At 44.1% G+C, this 17,381-nt stretch carries 14 protein-coding genes and 1 pseudogene; all 15 read left to right on the top strand.

The genetic code is table 11. The features are described 5' to 3' along the window. The first annotated feature begins 19 nt into the window (after positions 1–19). The 15 genes and pseudogenes from thrB to WGC32_RS03680 all read left to right on the top strand — a co-directional run bounded on the left by thrB (position 20) and on the right by WGC32_RS03680 (position 17,318). Positions 20–919: a homoserine kinase gene (gene thrB / locus WGC32_RS03750; RefSeq protein ID WP_342680727.1), complete on the top strand. Its 900-nt coding sequence runs from the start codon at positions 20–22 to the stop codon at positions 917–919. A gap of 13 nt (positions 920–932) precedes the next feature. Next, complete coding sequence (locus WGC32_RS03745) at positions 933–2,141, top strand: aspartate kinase (protein WP_342680726.1); 1,209 nt, start codon at positions 933–935, stop codon at positions 2,139–2,141. A 205-nt stretch (positions 2,142–2,346) separates the two neighbouring features. Then, positions 2,347–3,855: an FGGY-family carbohydrate kinase gene (locus tag WGC32_RS03740; protein WP_342680725.1), complete on the top strand. Its 1,509-nt coding sequence runs from the start codon at positions 2,347–2,349 to the stop codon at positions 3,853–3,855. A 15-nt stretch (positions 3,856–3,870) separates the two neighbouring features. Beyond that, the gene (locus WGC32_RS03735) at positions 3,871–5,364 is read left to right on the top strand and encodes an FGGY-family carbohydrate kinase (protein ID WP_342680724.1); all 1,494 of its coding nucleotides are present in this window, start codon (positions 3,871–3,873) and stop codon (positions 5,362–5,364) included. Positions 5,365–5,378: 14 nt separating this feature from the next. Then, on the top strand, positions 5,379–6,875 hold the full coding sequence (locus tag WGC32_RS03730; protein WP_342680723.1) for an FGGY-family carbohydrate kinase: 1,497 nt from the start codon (positions 5,379–5,381) through the stop codon (positions 6,873–6,875). A gap of 191 nt (positions 6,876–7,066) precedes the next feature. Further along, positions 7,067–7,948 (top strand): class II fructose-bisphosphate aldolase, encoded by an 882-nt coding sequence (locus WGC32_RS03725; RefSeq protein WP_342680722.1) that lies wholly within the window; start codon positions 7,067–7,069, stop codon positions 7,946–7,948. 90 nt (positions 7,949–8,038) lie between these two features. Beyond that, positions 8,039–8,908: a ketose-bisphosphate aldolase gene (locus tag WGC32_RS03720; RefSeq protein WP_191510219.1), complete on the top strand. Its 870-nt coding sequence runs from the start codon at positions 8,039–8,041 to the stop codon at positions 8,906–8,908. Positions 8,909–9,242: 334 nt separating this feature from the next. After that, positions 9,243–9,700 (top strand): annotated as a pseudogene (locus tag WGC32_RS03715) (FGGY family carbohydrate kinase). 147 nt (positions 9,701–9,847) lie between these two features. Further along, the gene (locus tag WGC32_RS03710; RefSeq protein ID WP_342680721.1) at positions 9,848–10,537 is read left to right on the top strand and encodes an FGGY-family carbohydrate kinase; all 690 of its coding nucleotides are present in this window, start codon (positions 9,848–9,850) and stop codon (positions 10,535–10,537) included. A gap of 14 nt (positions 10,538–10,551) precedes the next feature. Further along, positions 10,552–12,246, top strand: coding sequence for an FAD-dependent oxidoreductase (locus tag WGC32_RS03705; protein WP_224771650.1), 1,695 nt, complete (start codon positions 10,552–10,554; stop codon positions 12,244–12,246). Beyond that, positions 12,243–13,505, top strand: a complete 1,263-nt coding sequence (locus WGC32_RS03700; RefSeq protein WP_342680720.1) for an NAD(P)/FAD-dependent oxidoreductase — start codon at positions 12,243–12,245, stop codon at positions 13,503–13,505. Before WGC32_RS03705 ends, WGC32_RS03700 begins: the two co-directional genes overlap by 4 nt. Continuing rightward, positions 13,502–13,870 (top strand): DUF1667 domain-containing protein, encoded by a 369-nt coding sequence (locus tag WGC32_RS03695; protein WP_191510214.1) that lies wholly within the window; start codon positions 13,502–13,504, stop codon positions 13,868–13,870. The genes WGC32_RS03700 and WGC32_RS03695 overlap by 4 nt, the downstream gene beginning before the upstream one ends. A gap of 15 nt (positions 13,871–13,885) precedes the next feature. Beyond that, positions 13,886–15,295 carry an FAD-binding oxidoreductase gene (locus WGC32_RS03690; RefSeq protein WP_224771885.1) on the top strand — a complete coding sequence of 470 codons (1,410 nt, stop codon included), beginning with the start codon at positions 13,886–13,888 and terminating at the stop codon, positions 15,293–15,295. After that, complete coding sequence (locus WGC32_RS03685; RefSeq protein WP_191483309.1) at positions 15,292–16,416, top strand: hypothetical protein; 1,125 nt, start codon at positions 15,292–15,294, stop codon at positions 16,414–16,416. Before WGC32_RS03690 ends, WGC32_RS03685 begins: the two co-directional genes overlap by 4 nt. A 122-nt stretch (positions 16,417–16,538) precedes the next feature. Then, positions 16,539–17,318, top strand: coding sequence for a DeoR family transcriptional regulator (locus tag WGC32_RS03680; RefSeq protein WP_191483310.1), 780 nt, complete (start codon positions 16,539–16,541; stop codon positions 17,316–17,318). Positions 17,319–17,381: the final 63 nt, after the last annotated feature.

The raw sequence follows: 17,381 nt of genomic DNA, 5'->3' as shown, positions 1-17,381 counted from the left end.
ATAGAGCAGGTGAACTTGATTGATCAAAATCAGAATTCCAGCTACCAGTGCAAATATTGGCTCGGGCTTTGATAGCTTGGGACTGGCGCTGAATCTGTACAATTATATTTATATGGAGCAGATCGACGGGATAGAGATCAAATCGAAAGATCACACCGTCATCCCTACAGGAGAAAATAACCTAGTTTATAAAGCTGCCAAGCATCTATTCGAAATTTGCGGAAAACCCTTTACCGGGTTGCACATTGAGCAGGAAAACAACATACCAATGACAAGAGGGCTGGGCAGTAGTTCCGCTTGTATTGTAGGTGGTTTGTTTGGTGCAAATGAGCTCATGGGAAACCCGCTGAGTCAGGATGAGCTTGTGAATTTTGCCGCCGTTATGGAAGGACATCCGGATAATTCCACACCAGCAATTTTGGGTGGGCTTGTCACGGCGGTTATTGATGAGGGTAAAGTTTACTGCGTAAAACAGGAGATTACTGAGAAACTTCGTTTCTTCGCATTTATTCCTGACTTTGAGATGAGTACAGAGATGGCGAGAGCCGCTCTTCCTCAGACCATTGCTCACAAAGATGGGGTTTTTAACCTTTCTCGAGCTGCGCTTATGTCGGTGTCTCTTTACAGTGGAAAATTTCAGAATTTACGGATTGCAGCACAGGACCGGCTCCATCAGCCTTATCGTTTAGGGCTAATTAAAGACGGCGATAAGGTGTTCCAGCTCGCCTATGACCTGGGAGCATATGCAGCCTACATTAGCGGCGCAGGATCCACCTTAATGGCTATTGTTGATGAAAAAATGGCTGAATCCTTTGAAACGGAAGCACGAAAAGGGTTGGACCATCTTGGCCATCAGAGTTGGGAAATTAAAAAGATGATGATTGATAATCTAGGCACACAGATATTAGCTAATATTTGACGGAGGGAAAGCAATGAGTCTGATTGTACAAAAATTTGGCGGCAGTTCTGTAGCCAATGCCGAAAGGGTATTCAATGTCGCCAGAATTGTCACCGATACATATCAGAAAGGGAATAATGTCATCGTAGTCGTTTCTGCGCAGGGCGATACGACTGATGATCTCATCGAAAAAGCGGCAGAAATCAATGAGAATGCCTCAAAACGAGAGATGGATATGCTTCTTGCCTGTGGCGAGCAGATGTCAATTGCGTTGCTTGCTATGGCTATCGAAAAGATTGGTTGTCCGGTGGTCTCTTTAACAGGATGGCAGGCAGGATTCCTCACGGATTCTACCCATGGTGCGGCAAGAATCCGTCGAATCAATAAAGAGCGGATCGAAAATGAGTTTGCAAAAAAGAACATTGTGGTAGTGGCAGGCTTCCAGGGGATTAATCGATACGATGATATTACCACTCTGGGACGTGGCGGATCTGATACCAGCGCCGTAGCGTTAGCCGCAGCGCTGAATGCGGATTTGTGCCAAATCTATACCGACGTGGAGGGTGTGTATACAGCTGATCCACGAATTGTGAAAAATGCCCAGAAGTTAGAGGAAATTTCCTTTGACGAAATGTTGGAGCTTGCATCTTTAGGGGCTCAGGTACTCCATAACCGTTCCGTTGAAATGGCTAAAAAATATAATGTAAACCTTGAGGTACGGTCTAGCCTTGTGAAAAGACCGGGTACGATTGTAAAGGAGGTTGTCAGCATGGAAAAGATGTTGATTAGAGGTGTAGCAAGGGATAATGATGTGGTGCGTATTTCGGTGGTAGGACTGCCGGATAAGCCGGGTATTGCATTTAAGCTATTTTCCTTGTTGGCGGCAAAAAAGATTAATGTAGATATTATCCTTCAGTCCATTGGGCGCCATGGGACCAAAGACATCAGCTTTACAGTTTCCCGCTCTCATAAACAGGCAGCATTGGATGCGCTTCACGAGCATATGAAGAGCATCGGAGCCGAGGACATTGTCTGTGAAGAAAATATCTCCAAGATTTCTTTGGTTGGTGCTGGAATGCAATCCAATCCTGGAGTTGCCTCTAAAATGTTTGAAGCGCTAGGCGAGGCCAATATCAACATTCAGATGATCTCAACTAGTGAAATTAAAATTTCTATCTTGATTGATATCAATGATTCTGAGAAAGCTCTCAACGTAATTCATGATGCGTTTATCCATGACTAAAGAAAAATTTTGAGAAAAGCCGCGCAAACAATGCGCGGCTTTTTCATTCACTTTTTGAGGAGGATGTCAAAAACGAACAAGAGCTTTTTCGTCACTTTATATAAAAACTTAACGGGTTTGAATTAATTATCTAAACATGATTGCATTACTTTTTTTAAGGATATATAATATAGTCATTACATATTTTCATTGGCGGTGAGGTTTTATGGCACTGGCAGGACTTGATGTTGGGACAAGTGGTTGCAAATTTACCATTATGGATGAGCAGGGGCAAATTCTTGGAACTGCCTATCATTCCTATGAAGCGATCCGTGAAGGCGGATGTCATGAACTGGATGGAAATGAAATTTGGGAAGCGGTCCAAGATGTGATTCGCCGTTCGACGGCCCAGTGTCCTGATGTTACAGTAGAGGCTTTTGCTGTAACCACATTAGGCGAGAGTGCTTTTCCCTTGGATGAAAATGACCAGATTATTGGGAAAGGCACCCTGTGTACAGATACGCGCGGTATAAGAGAATGCGGTGAGATCACAGAAAAGCTAGGTGGAGCTGAGCGTGTTGTTGAAGTTACCGGTATGGTCCCGCGATGCATTTTTACCATCAATAAAGTAATGTGGCTAAAAAACCATACGGATATTTATAGTAGAACGAAAAAAATTTTGTTGACGGAAGATCTTCTCATTTATTTTTTAACGGGAAAACGGCTGCTTAGTTATTCCTCTGCGGCACGGACCATGGCGCTTGATGTTAGTACCTATCAGTGGTCAGATGAGGTGTTTGACGCTGCTGAAATAGATAAACACTTGTTTTCTCCTGTAGCGCCTGGAGGAACGATTGCGGGTACAGTGAAGACCTCCCTTGCCCACGCATTAGGCCTTTCGCCGGAGACGAAAGTGTGTACTGGAGGCATGGATCAGACCTGCTGTGCCATTGGCTCTGGGATATTTGAGGGCGGAGTTTGTCTGGATGTGACAGGAACATGTCAATGCAATATTGTCTTTTCACCCCAGCCCATTTCCACTCAACTGATGCTGGATAATTACCTAAGCCTTTTGCCTGGATCTCTTCCCTGGGGACACTACATATTTGATGCAGCGTCTGTAGGCGGTCTGCTCTTGCAGTGGTACCGGGACCAATTAGGGAAATATGAAAAAGAAATTGTGGCGGAACAGCAAAAAGACTTTTTTCAGTATATGGATGAAAAGGTACGCCAGGGACCATCTGGGCTCGTTATCCTTCCAGATTTTGCTGGATATAATCAGTTGGGTAGAGTCCAACGGCAGGGACTATTTCTGGGTGTCACTTTAGAAACTACATCTGCCGATATTTATAAAGGTTTGATGGAAAGCCTCTCATTCCGACAGAGGATGCTTTTTGATTTGCTGGAAGAACAGGGGATCCCTATCCATTCCGTGCTTGCTACAGGTGGGGGCTCGAAAAGTCCGGTTTGGTTGCAGCTGAAAGCAGATATCACCGGCCGTGAATATACAGCGCTCCAAAATAGTGAGGCGGGAACCATCGGCTGCATATTGCTTAGTGGCGTCGCACTTGGTAAATATAAAGACTTAAAAAATGCGGCGAAAAATTATGTAAAGGCCGGAAAAACATATCGGCCCAACATGCAGCGTCATCAGGAATACGAAAAATTCTATCAGAGGTTCCGCAGGCTTGGCTCTATTGTGGACGATCTGCTGTGGGACGAAATTGCGAAATAAGAGGAGGTCACCCTTATGGCTTTAGCAGGACTCGATATTGGTACCAGTGGATGCAAATTTACCATTCTGGATGAACAAAGCAATGTGTTGGGAAAGGATTATTGCCCCTATGAAGCAAAACGGGAGGGCGGTCATCACGAATTGGATTGTGAAGAGGTCTGGAATTCCGTTAAACGTGTGATAAAAAATGCAACGGCCCAGTGTCCAGAGGAAAAAGTAGAAGCATTTGCAGTTACTACTTTGGGTGAAACAGTGGCACTTTTGGATAAGGATGATCATATCATTGGAGGAGGGATAATTTACACTGACAGTCGGGGTCAGGAGGAATGTCTGGAATTGGTTCGTCTGATGGGTGGAGAGAAGAGAATGACAGAGATCACCGGTACAGTACCCCGCTCCATGTATACTTTGTGTAAGCTGATGTGGATGGAAAAACACAGTGACATAGTCGATAGGGCGAATAAAATTTTGCTTATGGAGGACTTTGCCACCTATCTGTTTACTGGAGAAAGAAAAGTTGCATATTCTTCCGCTATGCGGACTTTGGGTCTCGATGTCAATACCATGACATGGTCCCGCGAGGTAATGGATGCGGCGGGGATAGATTACCGGAAGTTTTCGACGCCAGTTCCAGCTGGTACGATTGTCGGTACTGTAAAACCAGCCTTAGCACAGGAATTGGGACTTTCTCCGGACACGGTTGTTTGTACCGGGGGTCATGATCAGGCCTGCTGCGCGCTGGGTGCTGGCGTTGTTGAAGACTATGTCTGCATGGAGGGCACAGGTACAACCCAAAACAATACTTTTTATTCCAGGGATTTGCTCCCCATGGATTTTATGATCCAGCATTATTTTAGTTTTGTGCCCCACGCTTTACCCGATGCACACCTTTATTTTTGGGGTATTGGTGCTGGTGGTGTGCTTTTACAGTGGTTCCGTGATAACCTAGGCCGCATGGAAAAACAAATTGCCAAAGAGCAAGGAAAAGATGTTTATCAGATGTTGGATGCTATGGTATCACCAGAGCCTACAGGTTTACTCATTACACCATTTTTTGCAGATACAGGGGCTATGGAGGGACCAGGGCAGAAAGCATCTTTTTGGGGATTGTCATTGGAGACTAAGCCGATTGATATCTATAAAGGATTAATGGAAGGCCTTGCTTTTGAGATCCGCCATTTTTACGATATTCTGGAAAGTGGAGGAATTGAAATCCGCCATGTTCATGCATCGGGCGGCGGAGCCAAAAGTCCTGTATGGCTGCAGATCAAGGCAGATGTGACGGGGCGTAATTTCCAGGCGCTGAAAAATAGCGAAACCGGAACCGTGGCATGTGTTATGCTTGCTAGTGTAGCTCTTGGCAAACACAAGGATCTGAAAGATGCGGCAAAAACCTATGTTAAACTTAGCCGCACCTATGAACCCGATCCGAAGCGACATGCGATCTACAATGAACTGTATGAAAAGTATAAAAGGATCAGCGGTGCTGTAGATTGGATCATGAAATAAAGGGGGAAAATAAAATGGCAATTGCAGGACTTGACATCGGCACTAGCGGCTGCAAGTTTACGATTATGGATGATAGTGGAAAAGTCTGCGGTACCGATTACTGCGCTTATGAAGCCAAAAGGGAAGGTGGATATCACGAGTTAGATGGAAATGACATTTGGAATGCAGTCAAACAGGTGATAAAAAACGCGGCTGCTCAATGCCCTGATCAGAAGATTGAAGCCTTTGGTGTAGATTCCCTAGGGGAAATGGTGATTCCGATGGATCGCGATGATAATATCATCGGACGCGGAATTATCTATACCGATTGCCGTGGGGAAGAAGAGATGAAAGAGCTCACAGAAAAAATGGGTGGAAAAGCTAGAATCATGGAGATTACTGGTGTTGCACCTGCAACCTTTTTTTCTGTATGCAAATTAATGTGGCTCAAACGACATACCGATATATATGATCGTGCGGATAAATTACCTCTCATTGAGGATTTTATCATTTATCAGCTAACAGGCCGGCGGATGATCAGTTATTCTTTGGCTGCGCGTACCATGGCACTTGATATTCGTACGCTAACTTGGTCCAGAGAGATCTGCGACGCTGCTGGAATTGATCCAGCAAAGTTTTCCACTCCAGTGCCCTCTGGAACAATTGTCGGACCGGTGAAGGAAGAGCTTGCTAATGAGTTGGGGCTCCCTCTGGACACTAGGGTGTGCACAGGTGGTCATGATCAGGCTTGTTGCGCTGTAGGGTCAGGTGTGCTCCGTCCAGGAATTTGTTGTGATGTTACGGGAACTATTCATGTTTCCACCATGTTTGTAGAGAAATTCCAGCCAGATGAATTTTTGCTAAAAAACACCATCCCCACTGTACCTCATGCTGTCAAGGGGGCCTATTATTCCTATACAGAAACGGCAACTGGCGGTGTGCTACTCCAATGGTTCCGGGATACGATTGCACGGTATGAATATGAACTGGCAAAGAAGGAAGGAAAGGATATTTATTACGAGTTGGACAAGCAGGTAAAAGATGCTCCCAGTGGACTTCTTATTACCCCGCATTTTGCGGGAACAGGAACGCCGGATCACAATCCCCATGCAAGAGCTGCTATGCTCAATGTCTCATTGGAAACAAAGCCGATTGATATCTATAAAGGATTGATGGAAGGACTGGCCTACGAAATGCGTACCTTCTATGATCTTTTGGAGGGAGAAGGAATTCGTATCGATGAATTTAGGGCAGGAGGCGGCGGAGCCAAAAGTCCTGTATGGTTACAGATCAAAGCGGATGTGACAGGAAAATCCTTTACTGCGCTAAAAAATGCGGAGGCTGGAACTATCGGCTGCATCATGTTGACCGGTGTGGCATTGGGAAAATATAAAGATTTGCAGGAAGCTGTAGACCATCTTATCCGTTTAGGTAAGACTTATGTGCCGAATCCTGAAAAGTCAAAAATCTATGATCAATATTATGAAAAATATAAAAAAATGTACAGCAGTTATTTGAAAATAATGAAATAAGTACAGACATGTTTGTTTAAATTGCTAAAGTTTGAATTAAGATGTTTGTATATAAATTATATCAAAACTTTATAAAATAATATTGCACTTATTAAGTGAAAAAAGTATAATGAACTTAGTCTTTGTTGGCGATGTGAAATGATTTGTGCCGATAGGACTGGCAAAAAATCTAAAGATAAGGAGTAATGAAAATGTTAGTGAATTTTGCAGACATATTGAAAGACGCCGAAAAAGGCAACTATGCTGTCGGTGGCTTCAATACTCCGACCCTGGAAACCTTAAAAGCAGTTATTGATGCCGCGCAAGAAATGAATTCTCCGGTTATGATTAACCATGCAGAGGGAGATCAGGGAGTAGTTGATATTGACGTTATTGGCCCATTGATGATTGAGTATGCCAAAAAAGCGACCGTTCCTGTAGCTGTACATATCGATCACGGCCTGACAGATGATTTTGTACTTCGTGCCATTAGGGCTGGCTTTACTTCGATTATGTATGATATGTCTGCTTATGATTTTGAAACTAACGTTGAAAAGACTTCGAAATTTGTAAAGATTGCGCATAGCATCGGTGTTTCAGTTGAAGCTATGATCAATGAAATGCCAGCCAATATGCCCGGTAAAGGTATGACCATTGGTTGGAATACTGCGAGAACAGACGACATCCCGTTAAGTGAGTTCTTCACTAGACCTAATGAAGCGGGAGAATTCTGCGAAAGGACTGGTGTTGATGCACTGACCGTTTCCTTTGGAACTGTTCACGGAAAGTATGTAGCAAAGCCCAACCTGGATATCGAGAGACTTAAAGCGATTAAAGAGAAAACTCCCCATACCTCCCTTGTCATGCATGGTGGTTCTGGTGTTGATGCTGCACAGGTTAGAGATGCTATTAATCATGGTGTGAGAAAGATCAATTATTACACCGCAATGACTACAGCGCCTGCTCCTGAAATTCTAAAGACGATTGAAGGCAGCAAAGATCCTATTTATTTTGAGAATATTGCCCAGATGGGTTATGAAATTATGAAAGAGAAATGCATGGCAGCAATTAAGATTTTCTTAAACAAAGACTAATTGGATTTCTCAACTTGGGAATCGTTCTCATCGGATTAAATGCAAATGGACGATACTGGATCTGAATACTTATGACAAGGAGAGATAAAAATGTTAGTAAATTTGGCTGAGCTCTTTAAAGATGCCAAAAAGGGAAATTATGCCGTTGGCGCTTTTAATACACCGACATTTGAGGCCGTTCGTGCTGTTATAGCGGCAGCGGAAGAAATGAATTGTCCCGTTATTTTGGATCATGCAGAAGGACATGAGTGGTTTACAAAAATTGAAGATATTGGTCCTGTAATGCTCGATTATGCTCGCAAAGCGAAGGTGCCGGTTTGCTGTCATCTGGATCATGGTGTTTCACCGTCTATGTTGTGGAGAGCTGTTCGTGTTGGGTTCCCCTCAGTAATGTATGATTGCTCTGCAATGCCTTATGAGGAGAATATTGCCAATGTAAAAGAATTTGTCACCTTTGCTCATAAGATGGGGATGACAGTCGAAGCAGAGTTGGGTAAGATGCCCAATAAAGAAGCTGGTACTTTAGATGCTGATGGTAATGTTGTAGATTACAAACCGGAAGATCTATATACTGATCCTTCTGAAGCTGCCCGCTTCTGTGAGGAGACACAGTGTGACGCTTTGGCGATTTCTTTTGGCACGGTTCATGGCTTTTATCGGACAAAACCGAAGCTGGACACCAATGTTGTTGCAAAGGTCCAAGAGGTTATTCCTGAGAATGTTGGTCTTGTCATGCATGGTGGCTCCGGCGTTAGCCCCGAAGGCTTCCAATCGGCTATTAGTAACGGAATTAGAAAGATCAATTATTATACTTATATGGCAACAGCACCGTCTCCTCATATTGCTGACTATATTAAAAATGCAGATGATTTGGTCGGCTTCCAGATCATTTCCAATCTTGGTCTTAAATATATGCAAGAAAATGCCATGGAAGCAATGAAAGTATTCATGAATAGATAAAAACAATAAAAAGCCCGGCGGAAATTTTCCGCCGGGCTTTTTATTGTTTTTATCTGGATAAACGAACCTATTACAGTACCCTAAACCGTAAAAGAGCAAGTTCTTATATTGGATTTCCCTTTTTATTTCATCAAAATTTAATGATAAAGTAGACATGCACAAATATCATGGCAAAAGTTTGGGGATATCTCAGGAATTGACATTGCCACAACTATCCGATATCATTAGATAAAACCACATAAATATAATATAAAACAACAAAATATTTATAATTAAAGTTGAATAAACAATATAAAACCAATTTTATATTCTAATAGAAATAAGGAGGTTTGCTATGAAACAGTATGTATTGGTTATCGATGAAGGTACCACTGGAACTCGGGCGCTTATCTTTAATCAAGAGTTTTCTGTTATTGCCCAGAGTTACGAAGAATTCACTCAATTTACTCCAAGCGAGGACAAAGTTGAGCACGATGCCATGGAAATCTATGATAAGACAGTACAGCAATGTCGTAATGCTATTTCTAGGCAGGAATTTCTCCTAATGAAATAGCCTGTATTGGCATTACTAACCAGAGGGCCACTGCGGTGATTTGGGATAAGGAGACAGGAATTCCCTTATATCATGCGATTGTTTGGCAGGACAGCCGTACCGGTGCTCGTTGCGAAGAACTTAACAATAGTCCCTGGGGAATGAAATGCAAAATGGCGACAGGTTGGACCATTGCTACTGTCTATTCTTCACTAATGTTTGGGAATTCCCGTTGCTTGCTTCCCGTCTATCATGGATGATTCGGGAAATTTTGGCACCACTCTTTCAGAGATTTTAGGGGCAGAAATCCCCATTATGAGTGCTATTGCTGACCAACATGCAGCTCTTTATGCACAGGGTTGCCGTGGAGCGGGCATGGCAAAACTGACAAATGGTACTGTTCTTTCTTGGATGTCAATATTGGCGAACAATGTGCGGTTATTCCAGAGGGTGGAATTAATACCGTGATCGGTTGGAAAATTGGGGAACACATTAGTTATGCCATGGAAGGCTATGCAGCAGTTACAGGATCTGCTGTCCAGTGGCTTCGGGATGGTCTTGGAATCATTGAAAAATCTGCTGACAGTGAAACGCTAGCGCGTTCAGTAGAGGATTCTAACGGACTTTATCTGGTTCCTGCTTTAACAGGACTAGGAACTCCCCACTGGGATCCTTTTGCCAGGGGGCTGATGATCGGTATCAATCGTGGTACAACAAAGGCGCATGTATGTCGGGCAACTTTGGAATCCATTGCATTTTCTATTAAAGATATCATTGAATCCATTAAAGAGAATTCTGGACAGGGCGTAACCGACATTCGTATTGATGGCGGGGCTTCTAAGAATAACCTGTTGGCTCAGCTATTGGCGGATATTCTTGACGCGACTATTCGGCGTCCAAATTCGGTGGAAGCTACTAGCTTGGGAGCTGCAGAATTAGCAGGTTTAGCCGCGGGCATATGGCGTGAAGAAGATTTTGACCGTGCAGTTACATATGATGCTACTTTTACCAGCCATATGGAAGATACAACAAGAGCAAAACGTTATAGTGAATGGCTAGAAGCGGTGGAAAGAAGCCGCAAATGGATCAAGCAATGAGGAGTGATTAAAACTTGCAAAGTTTTTATGATCGGCTTGCTCAGATGGGAATCCATGGTCATGCAGAAATTGACCTGGATGAGGATGGTATCGCCCATCTCACGGGAAGCCTTGGAAGTTGGCAGGAGGTTGTGGATGTAGGACACATGGCGGCCAAGTTACCAGGCGTGCGCCATGTGGTGTGTGATCTGCAATCTCCGGAAGTGAAGGAGAAGAAAAAAGAGGATATATCCCCTTACCGTGCATTAGGTGAGGTAGATCGGGCGGATGTTGTTATTATTGGCGGTGGTGTCACTGGATGCGGAATTGCCCGGCAGTTGAGCCGCTATCAATTAGATATACTGCTGATTGAAGCGAAGGAAGATATTGCTTGTGGTACAACAAAAGCCAATAATGGCATGATTCATTCTGGATATGATTCAAAACCGGATACACTCAAGGCTAAGCTCAACGTTCGCGGAAATGCTTTGTATAGTGATTGGGCCAGAGATCTGGGATTTCAGTTTAATCGGACAGGATCTTTTGTCTGTGGTTTTGATGAAGAAGATAGAAAAGTCATTGAGGCATACTACGAAAACGGAAAAAAGAATGGCGTTCCCGGTATTGAAATCATTTCTGGAGAGAGGGCAAGAGAAATTGAGCCGGCACTTTCCAGTGCCATTACCTGTGCGTTATGGACGCCTTCTGCCGGATATGTGGAGCCATATGAGGTTGCACTGGCATTGGCAGAAAACGCTGTGGACAATGGGGTGCGCTTCCGTCTCTCCTGCCGCGCTGTAGATATGGAAATTGACAATGGCCGGATTTCAGGTGTACTGACAAATCAAGGCTTAATAAAATGTGACTTTGTCATTAATGCCGCGGGTCTCTATGCAGACGAAATTGCTGAAATGGCAGGGGATCGCTTTTACAGCATTCATCCTCGCCGGGGGGGACTTGTTATTTTCGACAAAGAATACAAAGGAAAACTTTCTACCTTTGCTGGATTGGCTCCGAGCAACTATACCAAAGGCGGAGGTCCTATGATGACTCCAGACGGTACAATGCTGTGGGGACCTTCTGCAAAGGAAGTATGGGATAAGGAAGACCTTTCCGTTGAACAGGAAGATATGGATTTCATTTTAGGCAAGGCTTTTCGTCTGGTAGAGGGAATGGATAGAAGCGGCGTAATAACCTATTTTGCAGGAAATCGAGCAGCTACCTACGAAGAGGATTTTATTATCGAGAATTCCAAAAAGCTTCATAATTTTATGCATGTAGCAGGTATTCAGTCTCCTGGATTGGCAAGTTCCCCGGCTATTGCAGAGTTGGTAGATACGTTGTTGCTGCAGCGGATGCCAAATGTTAAAAATAAAGCAAATTTTCAGCCGGTGCGTCAAGCGCAGACTCCTTTTGCTAGAGCAAGCGTAGCGGAACGAGAGGCAATGCTCCAAGAAGATCCACGATATGGCCACATTATTTGCCGGTGCGAAAGTGTAACTGAGGGAGAAATTGTCAAAGCCATCCATGGAAAAATTCCAGCGACAACCATAGATTCTGTCAAACGGCGGACACGAGCAGGCATGGGCCGTTGTCAAGGGGGCTTTTGTGGAGCAAAAGTACTAGAAATCCTTTCTAGGGAGCTTGGTGTTTCCCCGCTAGAGGTTACCCTCAAGGGAGAGGGATCCCAAGTACTTTTGGAAAAGACGAGGCAGGTGATCGATCGATGAGAAAAGAACAGGTAGATATTGCAATCATCGGCGGAGGACCTGCTGGCTTGGCCGCAGCAGTTCGAGCAAAAGAACTTGGAGTCAAAAAGGTGATGCTCATTGAACGTGACGCTGATCTCGGAGGTATCCTGAATCAATGTATCCATGATGGTTTCGGCCTCATTCGATTTAAAAAGCAACTTTCAGGTTGTGAATATGCCCAGCGCTTTGTAGATATGGTACATCAAAATGATATTCAGGTGATGTTGGGCGCGATGGTGCTAGAACTACACCCTGATAAGACTCTTTTGGTAACAAGTGAGAAAGAGGGGCTTACTCAGGTAGATGCAGGCGCAGTCATCTTGGCGATGGGTTGTAGAGAACGCACTCGGAGTCAAGTAGGAATTATGGGAAGTCGGCCTGCTGGAGTACTCACCGCCGGAGCGGTACAAAAGTACATCAATGTGGAGGGATTTTTGCCTGGAAAACGAGCTGTAATACTGGGCTCCGGCGATATTGGGCTCATTATGGCCCGTCGTATGACCTTAGAAGGCATCCAGGTGGAAGGTGTTTATGAAGTAATGCCATCTCCGGGTGGCCTCAGAAGAAATGTGGTCCAGTGTTTGGAAGACTATGGAATACCTCTTCATCTTTCCACAACCGTCACAGCGATTCATGGTAAGGAAAGGATTACAGGAGTTACTGTAGCACAGGTGGATGCTCAGAGAAAACCGATAAAGAGAACTGAGAGACAAATTGCCTGCGATTTGCTGGTTCTATCGGTAGGATTAATTCCCGAAAATGAACTGAGCAGGGGAGCTGGAATTATGCTGTCCTCAATTACCCGAGGGCCTTTGGTAGATGATGGGATGATGACATCAGTTCCAGGAATCTTTGCCGCGGGAAATGTAGCTGCTGTTTTTGATTTAGTAGACTATGTGTCTGCAACAGGAGAAAGAGCAGCTGCCAGTGCGGCGGCCTACCTAAAGAAAGGGGCACCGGTTGGGTCTAGCTATGCCATTGAGGCAGGAGAGAATGTCTCTTTCGTGTTGCCGCAATCTTACAAATCACCAGAAGAGGACGATACATGTACTCTCTATTTGCGTGTTAGAAAGCCAATGACAAATGCAAAAGCTATTGTCAAATGCGGGGAAAAAATAGTTGCACAGAAACACTATAAAGTGGCCGCTCCGCCTGAAATGATGGCAATTCCGATTCAACTTAGCGCAGGAATGAGTGGGGGCGTCACTGTGGACGTACTTGAGGAGGAAGGCAAATGAAACAAATAGATTATACCTGTATTGTCTGTCCTCAAAGCTGTGATATCACTTTGGTTGACGAGGAAGGAAAGATCACCGTTTCAGGAAACAGATGTGTACGAGGCGAAAATTATGCCAGAAACGAATACACAAATCCCCGGCGGATGATTACCACTACAGTGAGTATCAAAGGCTCCCATATCCATATGTTGCCAGTAATCAGCAGTGATACCGTGCCAAAAGGAATGTTAAAGGATTGCCTTCATTACCTTTATACATTGCAACTAGAAGCTCCGGTCACTATGGGACAGATTGTTGTCCAGGATATTTTGGGCACAGGTATCGACATCATAGCGGCCAGAACGATTTCAAGGTCAGATCAATAGAAAGGAACTAAGATGATGAACGAGACATTACAGCGCTTTTGGGATGAGGTACGAGTTCAGTGTCCTGGTACTGAAATTTTGCTCTCCCCTGAAGAGAAGCTCATCTATTCCCACGGATGCTATCCCAGGGAATATAAGTGGATGCTTCAAGGAAAATATCCTTATCAAACCAGTGGTGTACTGCGCCCTGAAAATGAGGAAGAGATCAGTGGCATCATGAAACTTGCCCAGCAGTATAAAATACATGTAATCCCTTATGGGGGAGGAAGCGGCATCGTAGGCGGGACCATCCCGTATCATGGCGAAGTTGTGATTGATACCAAGAGACTTCAGCATTTTTCAATTAATGTTAAAAATGCAACGGCAACCGGCGGTTGCGGCTTGTCAGGGGCAGAGTTTGAAAATATGCTCAATGAACATGGCTATACTTGTGGACAATATCCGCAGTCTTTTCAAAGCGCCTGTTTAGGCGGTATGGTAGCGACTCGTGCCATTGGCACCTTTTCAACGAAATATGGCAAAATGGATGATATGGTCACTGCTTTGCGGGTAGTACTTCCTAATGGAGAAATACTAGCCACCCATAAAGCTCCGAAACGTTCCACCGGACCTGAGCTCAATGAGATTTTTCTTGGCAGTGAGGGAGTATACGGTATTGTTACCGAGGTGGAAATGAAGATCTATCCTGTCGCAGAACATCGGATTTTCCGGGCATATACTTTCCCCTCCACTCCTGATGGCTTAGAGGCCATCCGCCGCTTTATACAGAGGGGCCTGCGGCCTGCAGTGGTACGTCTTTATGATGAAGTGGAGGCAAGCCATAAAATTGCCCAATATCGTTTCGAAAAAGGTTTTGCTCTTTTAATTCTGGTCTTTGAAGGAGAACGGGAAATGACTGAACTCGAAGCCCGGCTTACTGATGAGATCTGCCGAGCAGGACTGGGGCGGCCTAAAGGGGAGTTAGCCGCTAAAGAGTGGTTCGACACCCGCTTTTCCACCAAGAAGATGTTGGATTACGATGCAATACCAGGCGGTACTGCTGACGCAATTGAGGTGGCAGCTCCTTGGGACTGCATTGAAAACGTATGGCGGGAGATGAAAAAGGCTTTAGAACCTCTCTGCGAAGTGGTGGACTGCCATTTTTCCCATGTTTATCACAATGGCGCCAGCGTCTATGTCATCTTTCACTCTAAGACAGGCGGAGATGATAAAGCTGGAGAGGAGCGCTATTTACAGTGCTTGAGAATTGCCTGTGAGACTAGCTTGAAATATGGTGGCAATGTGTCTCACCATCATGGAGTAGGTACGGCCAAGGCAGAGTTCTTGGTAAAAGAACATGGAAAGAGCGGTATCCAGGTGATGCAGGCGCTCAAAGACGGACTCGATCCAGATGGAATAGTGAACAAGGGGGTGCTGGGACTATGAGAAAATTCTCACTTGACAATAAAGTATTTGCGGATATCCTCAAACATCAGGCGGTTCATATGGATCAGGCTGTTTGTTATTGTCCGGAATATCTGGCTACAAGGGATATGTGCTATTATCCATCAAGAGTAGCACAAATTATCAGGGCCGTTTGGCTGGGAGAATTAGAGCCATCCCAATTTGGAGCTGATCTCGTATTTTCATCTCTCCTTTCCGGTTTAGGAGAGCGTTGGCAAAACTTTGGTGAGAGTCCCAATGGATATCTTTTCTCGCAGATATTAGGTCGGGAGCTTTTCTTGAAGCATGGATTTTATCGTGAGGATGCCGACAAATTATTGGAGACAATCGCTTCTCAGGGAGATCATATTCTCCCCATAGATGCCCATGAACGTCAATTATGGAAAGAAGCGATTCCTGTAGAGGAAGACAGCAATATTTGTTTGTTTGTCGACGATGCCACCTATGCTTTTTGTTCTTCGAGTGCCATTCATTTGGGTGACTTTTTGAATAGCTTAGATATACAGGTTCATGAAGATATTGGCCCCTACTTCGGAGGGTTTGAATATTTTGCTATGGGCCTTGTGGACAAAGGGATTGCCCATTTTCAGAAGTTGATAGATCAACTAGAGGAAAAAGGTATCCGTAGAGTTATTACCCTTACAGGTCAAAGTCATTTCCTGTTGACTACCCTCTGTGAAGCAGTAGGCATCTCACATGAGCTTGAAATCATCAATATTTTGGAACTCGCTACAGAGATTACAGCTTCTAAGGCTTATCTATATGGCGGCAGCTTTTATACCCGATTTTTGGGAATGTCAGACCTGCTCAATGAGCTAACGGAAAATCAGGAAGAGAAGCCAATCCATAATAGCTGTGAATTCCTTCCCTTCGTCGAAGGAGATAAAAGGGTAAACACTGTTACCATGTGGGGAATGCCGGTTTGCTCTGAGTTTATTTTAGGAACAGGTGATGACAAACTTCTTTCCAGCATAGGTGCAATGGCTGTAACAGATATCAAGAAGGCGGGAGGGAAAGAAATTATCGTTTGTGATCCCCATGCCTACTTTAAATTACACAGATTAGGTAATACTGCACAATACTATCTGGACTATCTTCGTTAAAAATTGCCCTATTCACATAAAAGTAAACATGATATATTATTAATTGTACATCTCATATGGTGAACTTTTGAAGTTAACATGTGTAAGCTTTGATTATGATTAAGGGAAAAGGATAAAATATTATGCTCAGTGTAGATAGGCAAAAGGAAATTTTAGATCAACTTTTTAGGGTCGGTTCTGTGAAGGTTTCCCAACTTAGTCAGAAATATGGGGTGAGAGAAGAAACAATTCGCAGGGACCTTAAAGCGCTGGCTGGCAAGTGGGACATTACGTTAGTATATGGCGGCGCTTGTATCAATAATTCAGGTACAACGCCCAACATTCATAACGGAGTGAAAGAACTGGCTCTGACAGCAAAACGTAATACAAACTATGAAGCGAAACAAGTGATTGCGAAAAAAGCTGCTTCTCTTGTTGAACCCGGTGATACCATTGGCCTTAATTCAGGAAGTACGCCAGAGTATATTTTAGATTATATTGGGGACAAAACGCCACTGAGTATCGTCACGCTAAATGTTTATATTGCTGCGAAAGCCTCTTTGCTCCCCAATGTCCAAGTCTACCTGCCAGGTGGAAAGGTACGTACCCGCTCTGGAATGATTGTAGGTCCAGGTTCAGCTGAGTTTATCCGGTCTTTCACCATCGACAAGTGCTTTTTTGGAACATCAGCGATTAGTATTTCAGGTGGCATAATGCACCCCGTGTTGGCCGAAGTGGAGAGCAACGTGGCAATGCGGGAAGTTTCCGGAAAATGCTATGTGGTGTCAGATTCCAGCAAGATTGATAAACGATCCCTTTTTCGTATGTTGCCCATTCATGAAGTTGATGCCTTTATCGTCGATGACGATTTTCCTGAAGAGTATCGACAATATATGGCATTACAAAATATTGAGGTCATTTAATTATTAATTTTAGGAGGTATTGTAATGGCTAAAGGAAAAGTAGCAATGCTAGTGGCAAAGAGA

Origin of the sequence: Zongyangia acetica (assembly GCF_038739695.1) — a bacterium.
In the GTDB taxonomy this organism is placed as follows: domain Bacteria; phylum Bacillota; class Clostridia; order Oscillospirales; family Ruminococcaceae; genus Zongyangia; species Zongyangia gallinarum.
Note: the sequence above shows the minus strand (reverse complement) of the source record. Positions and strands in the feature narration are given on the sequence as shown.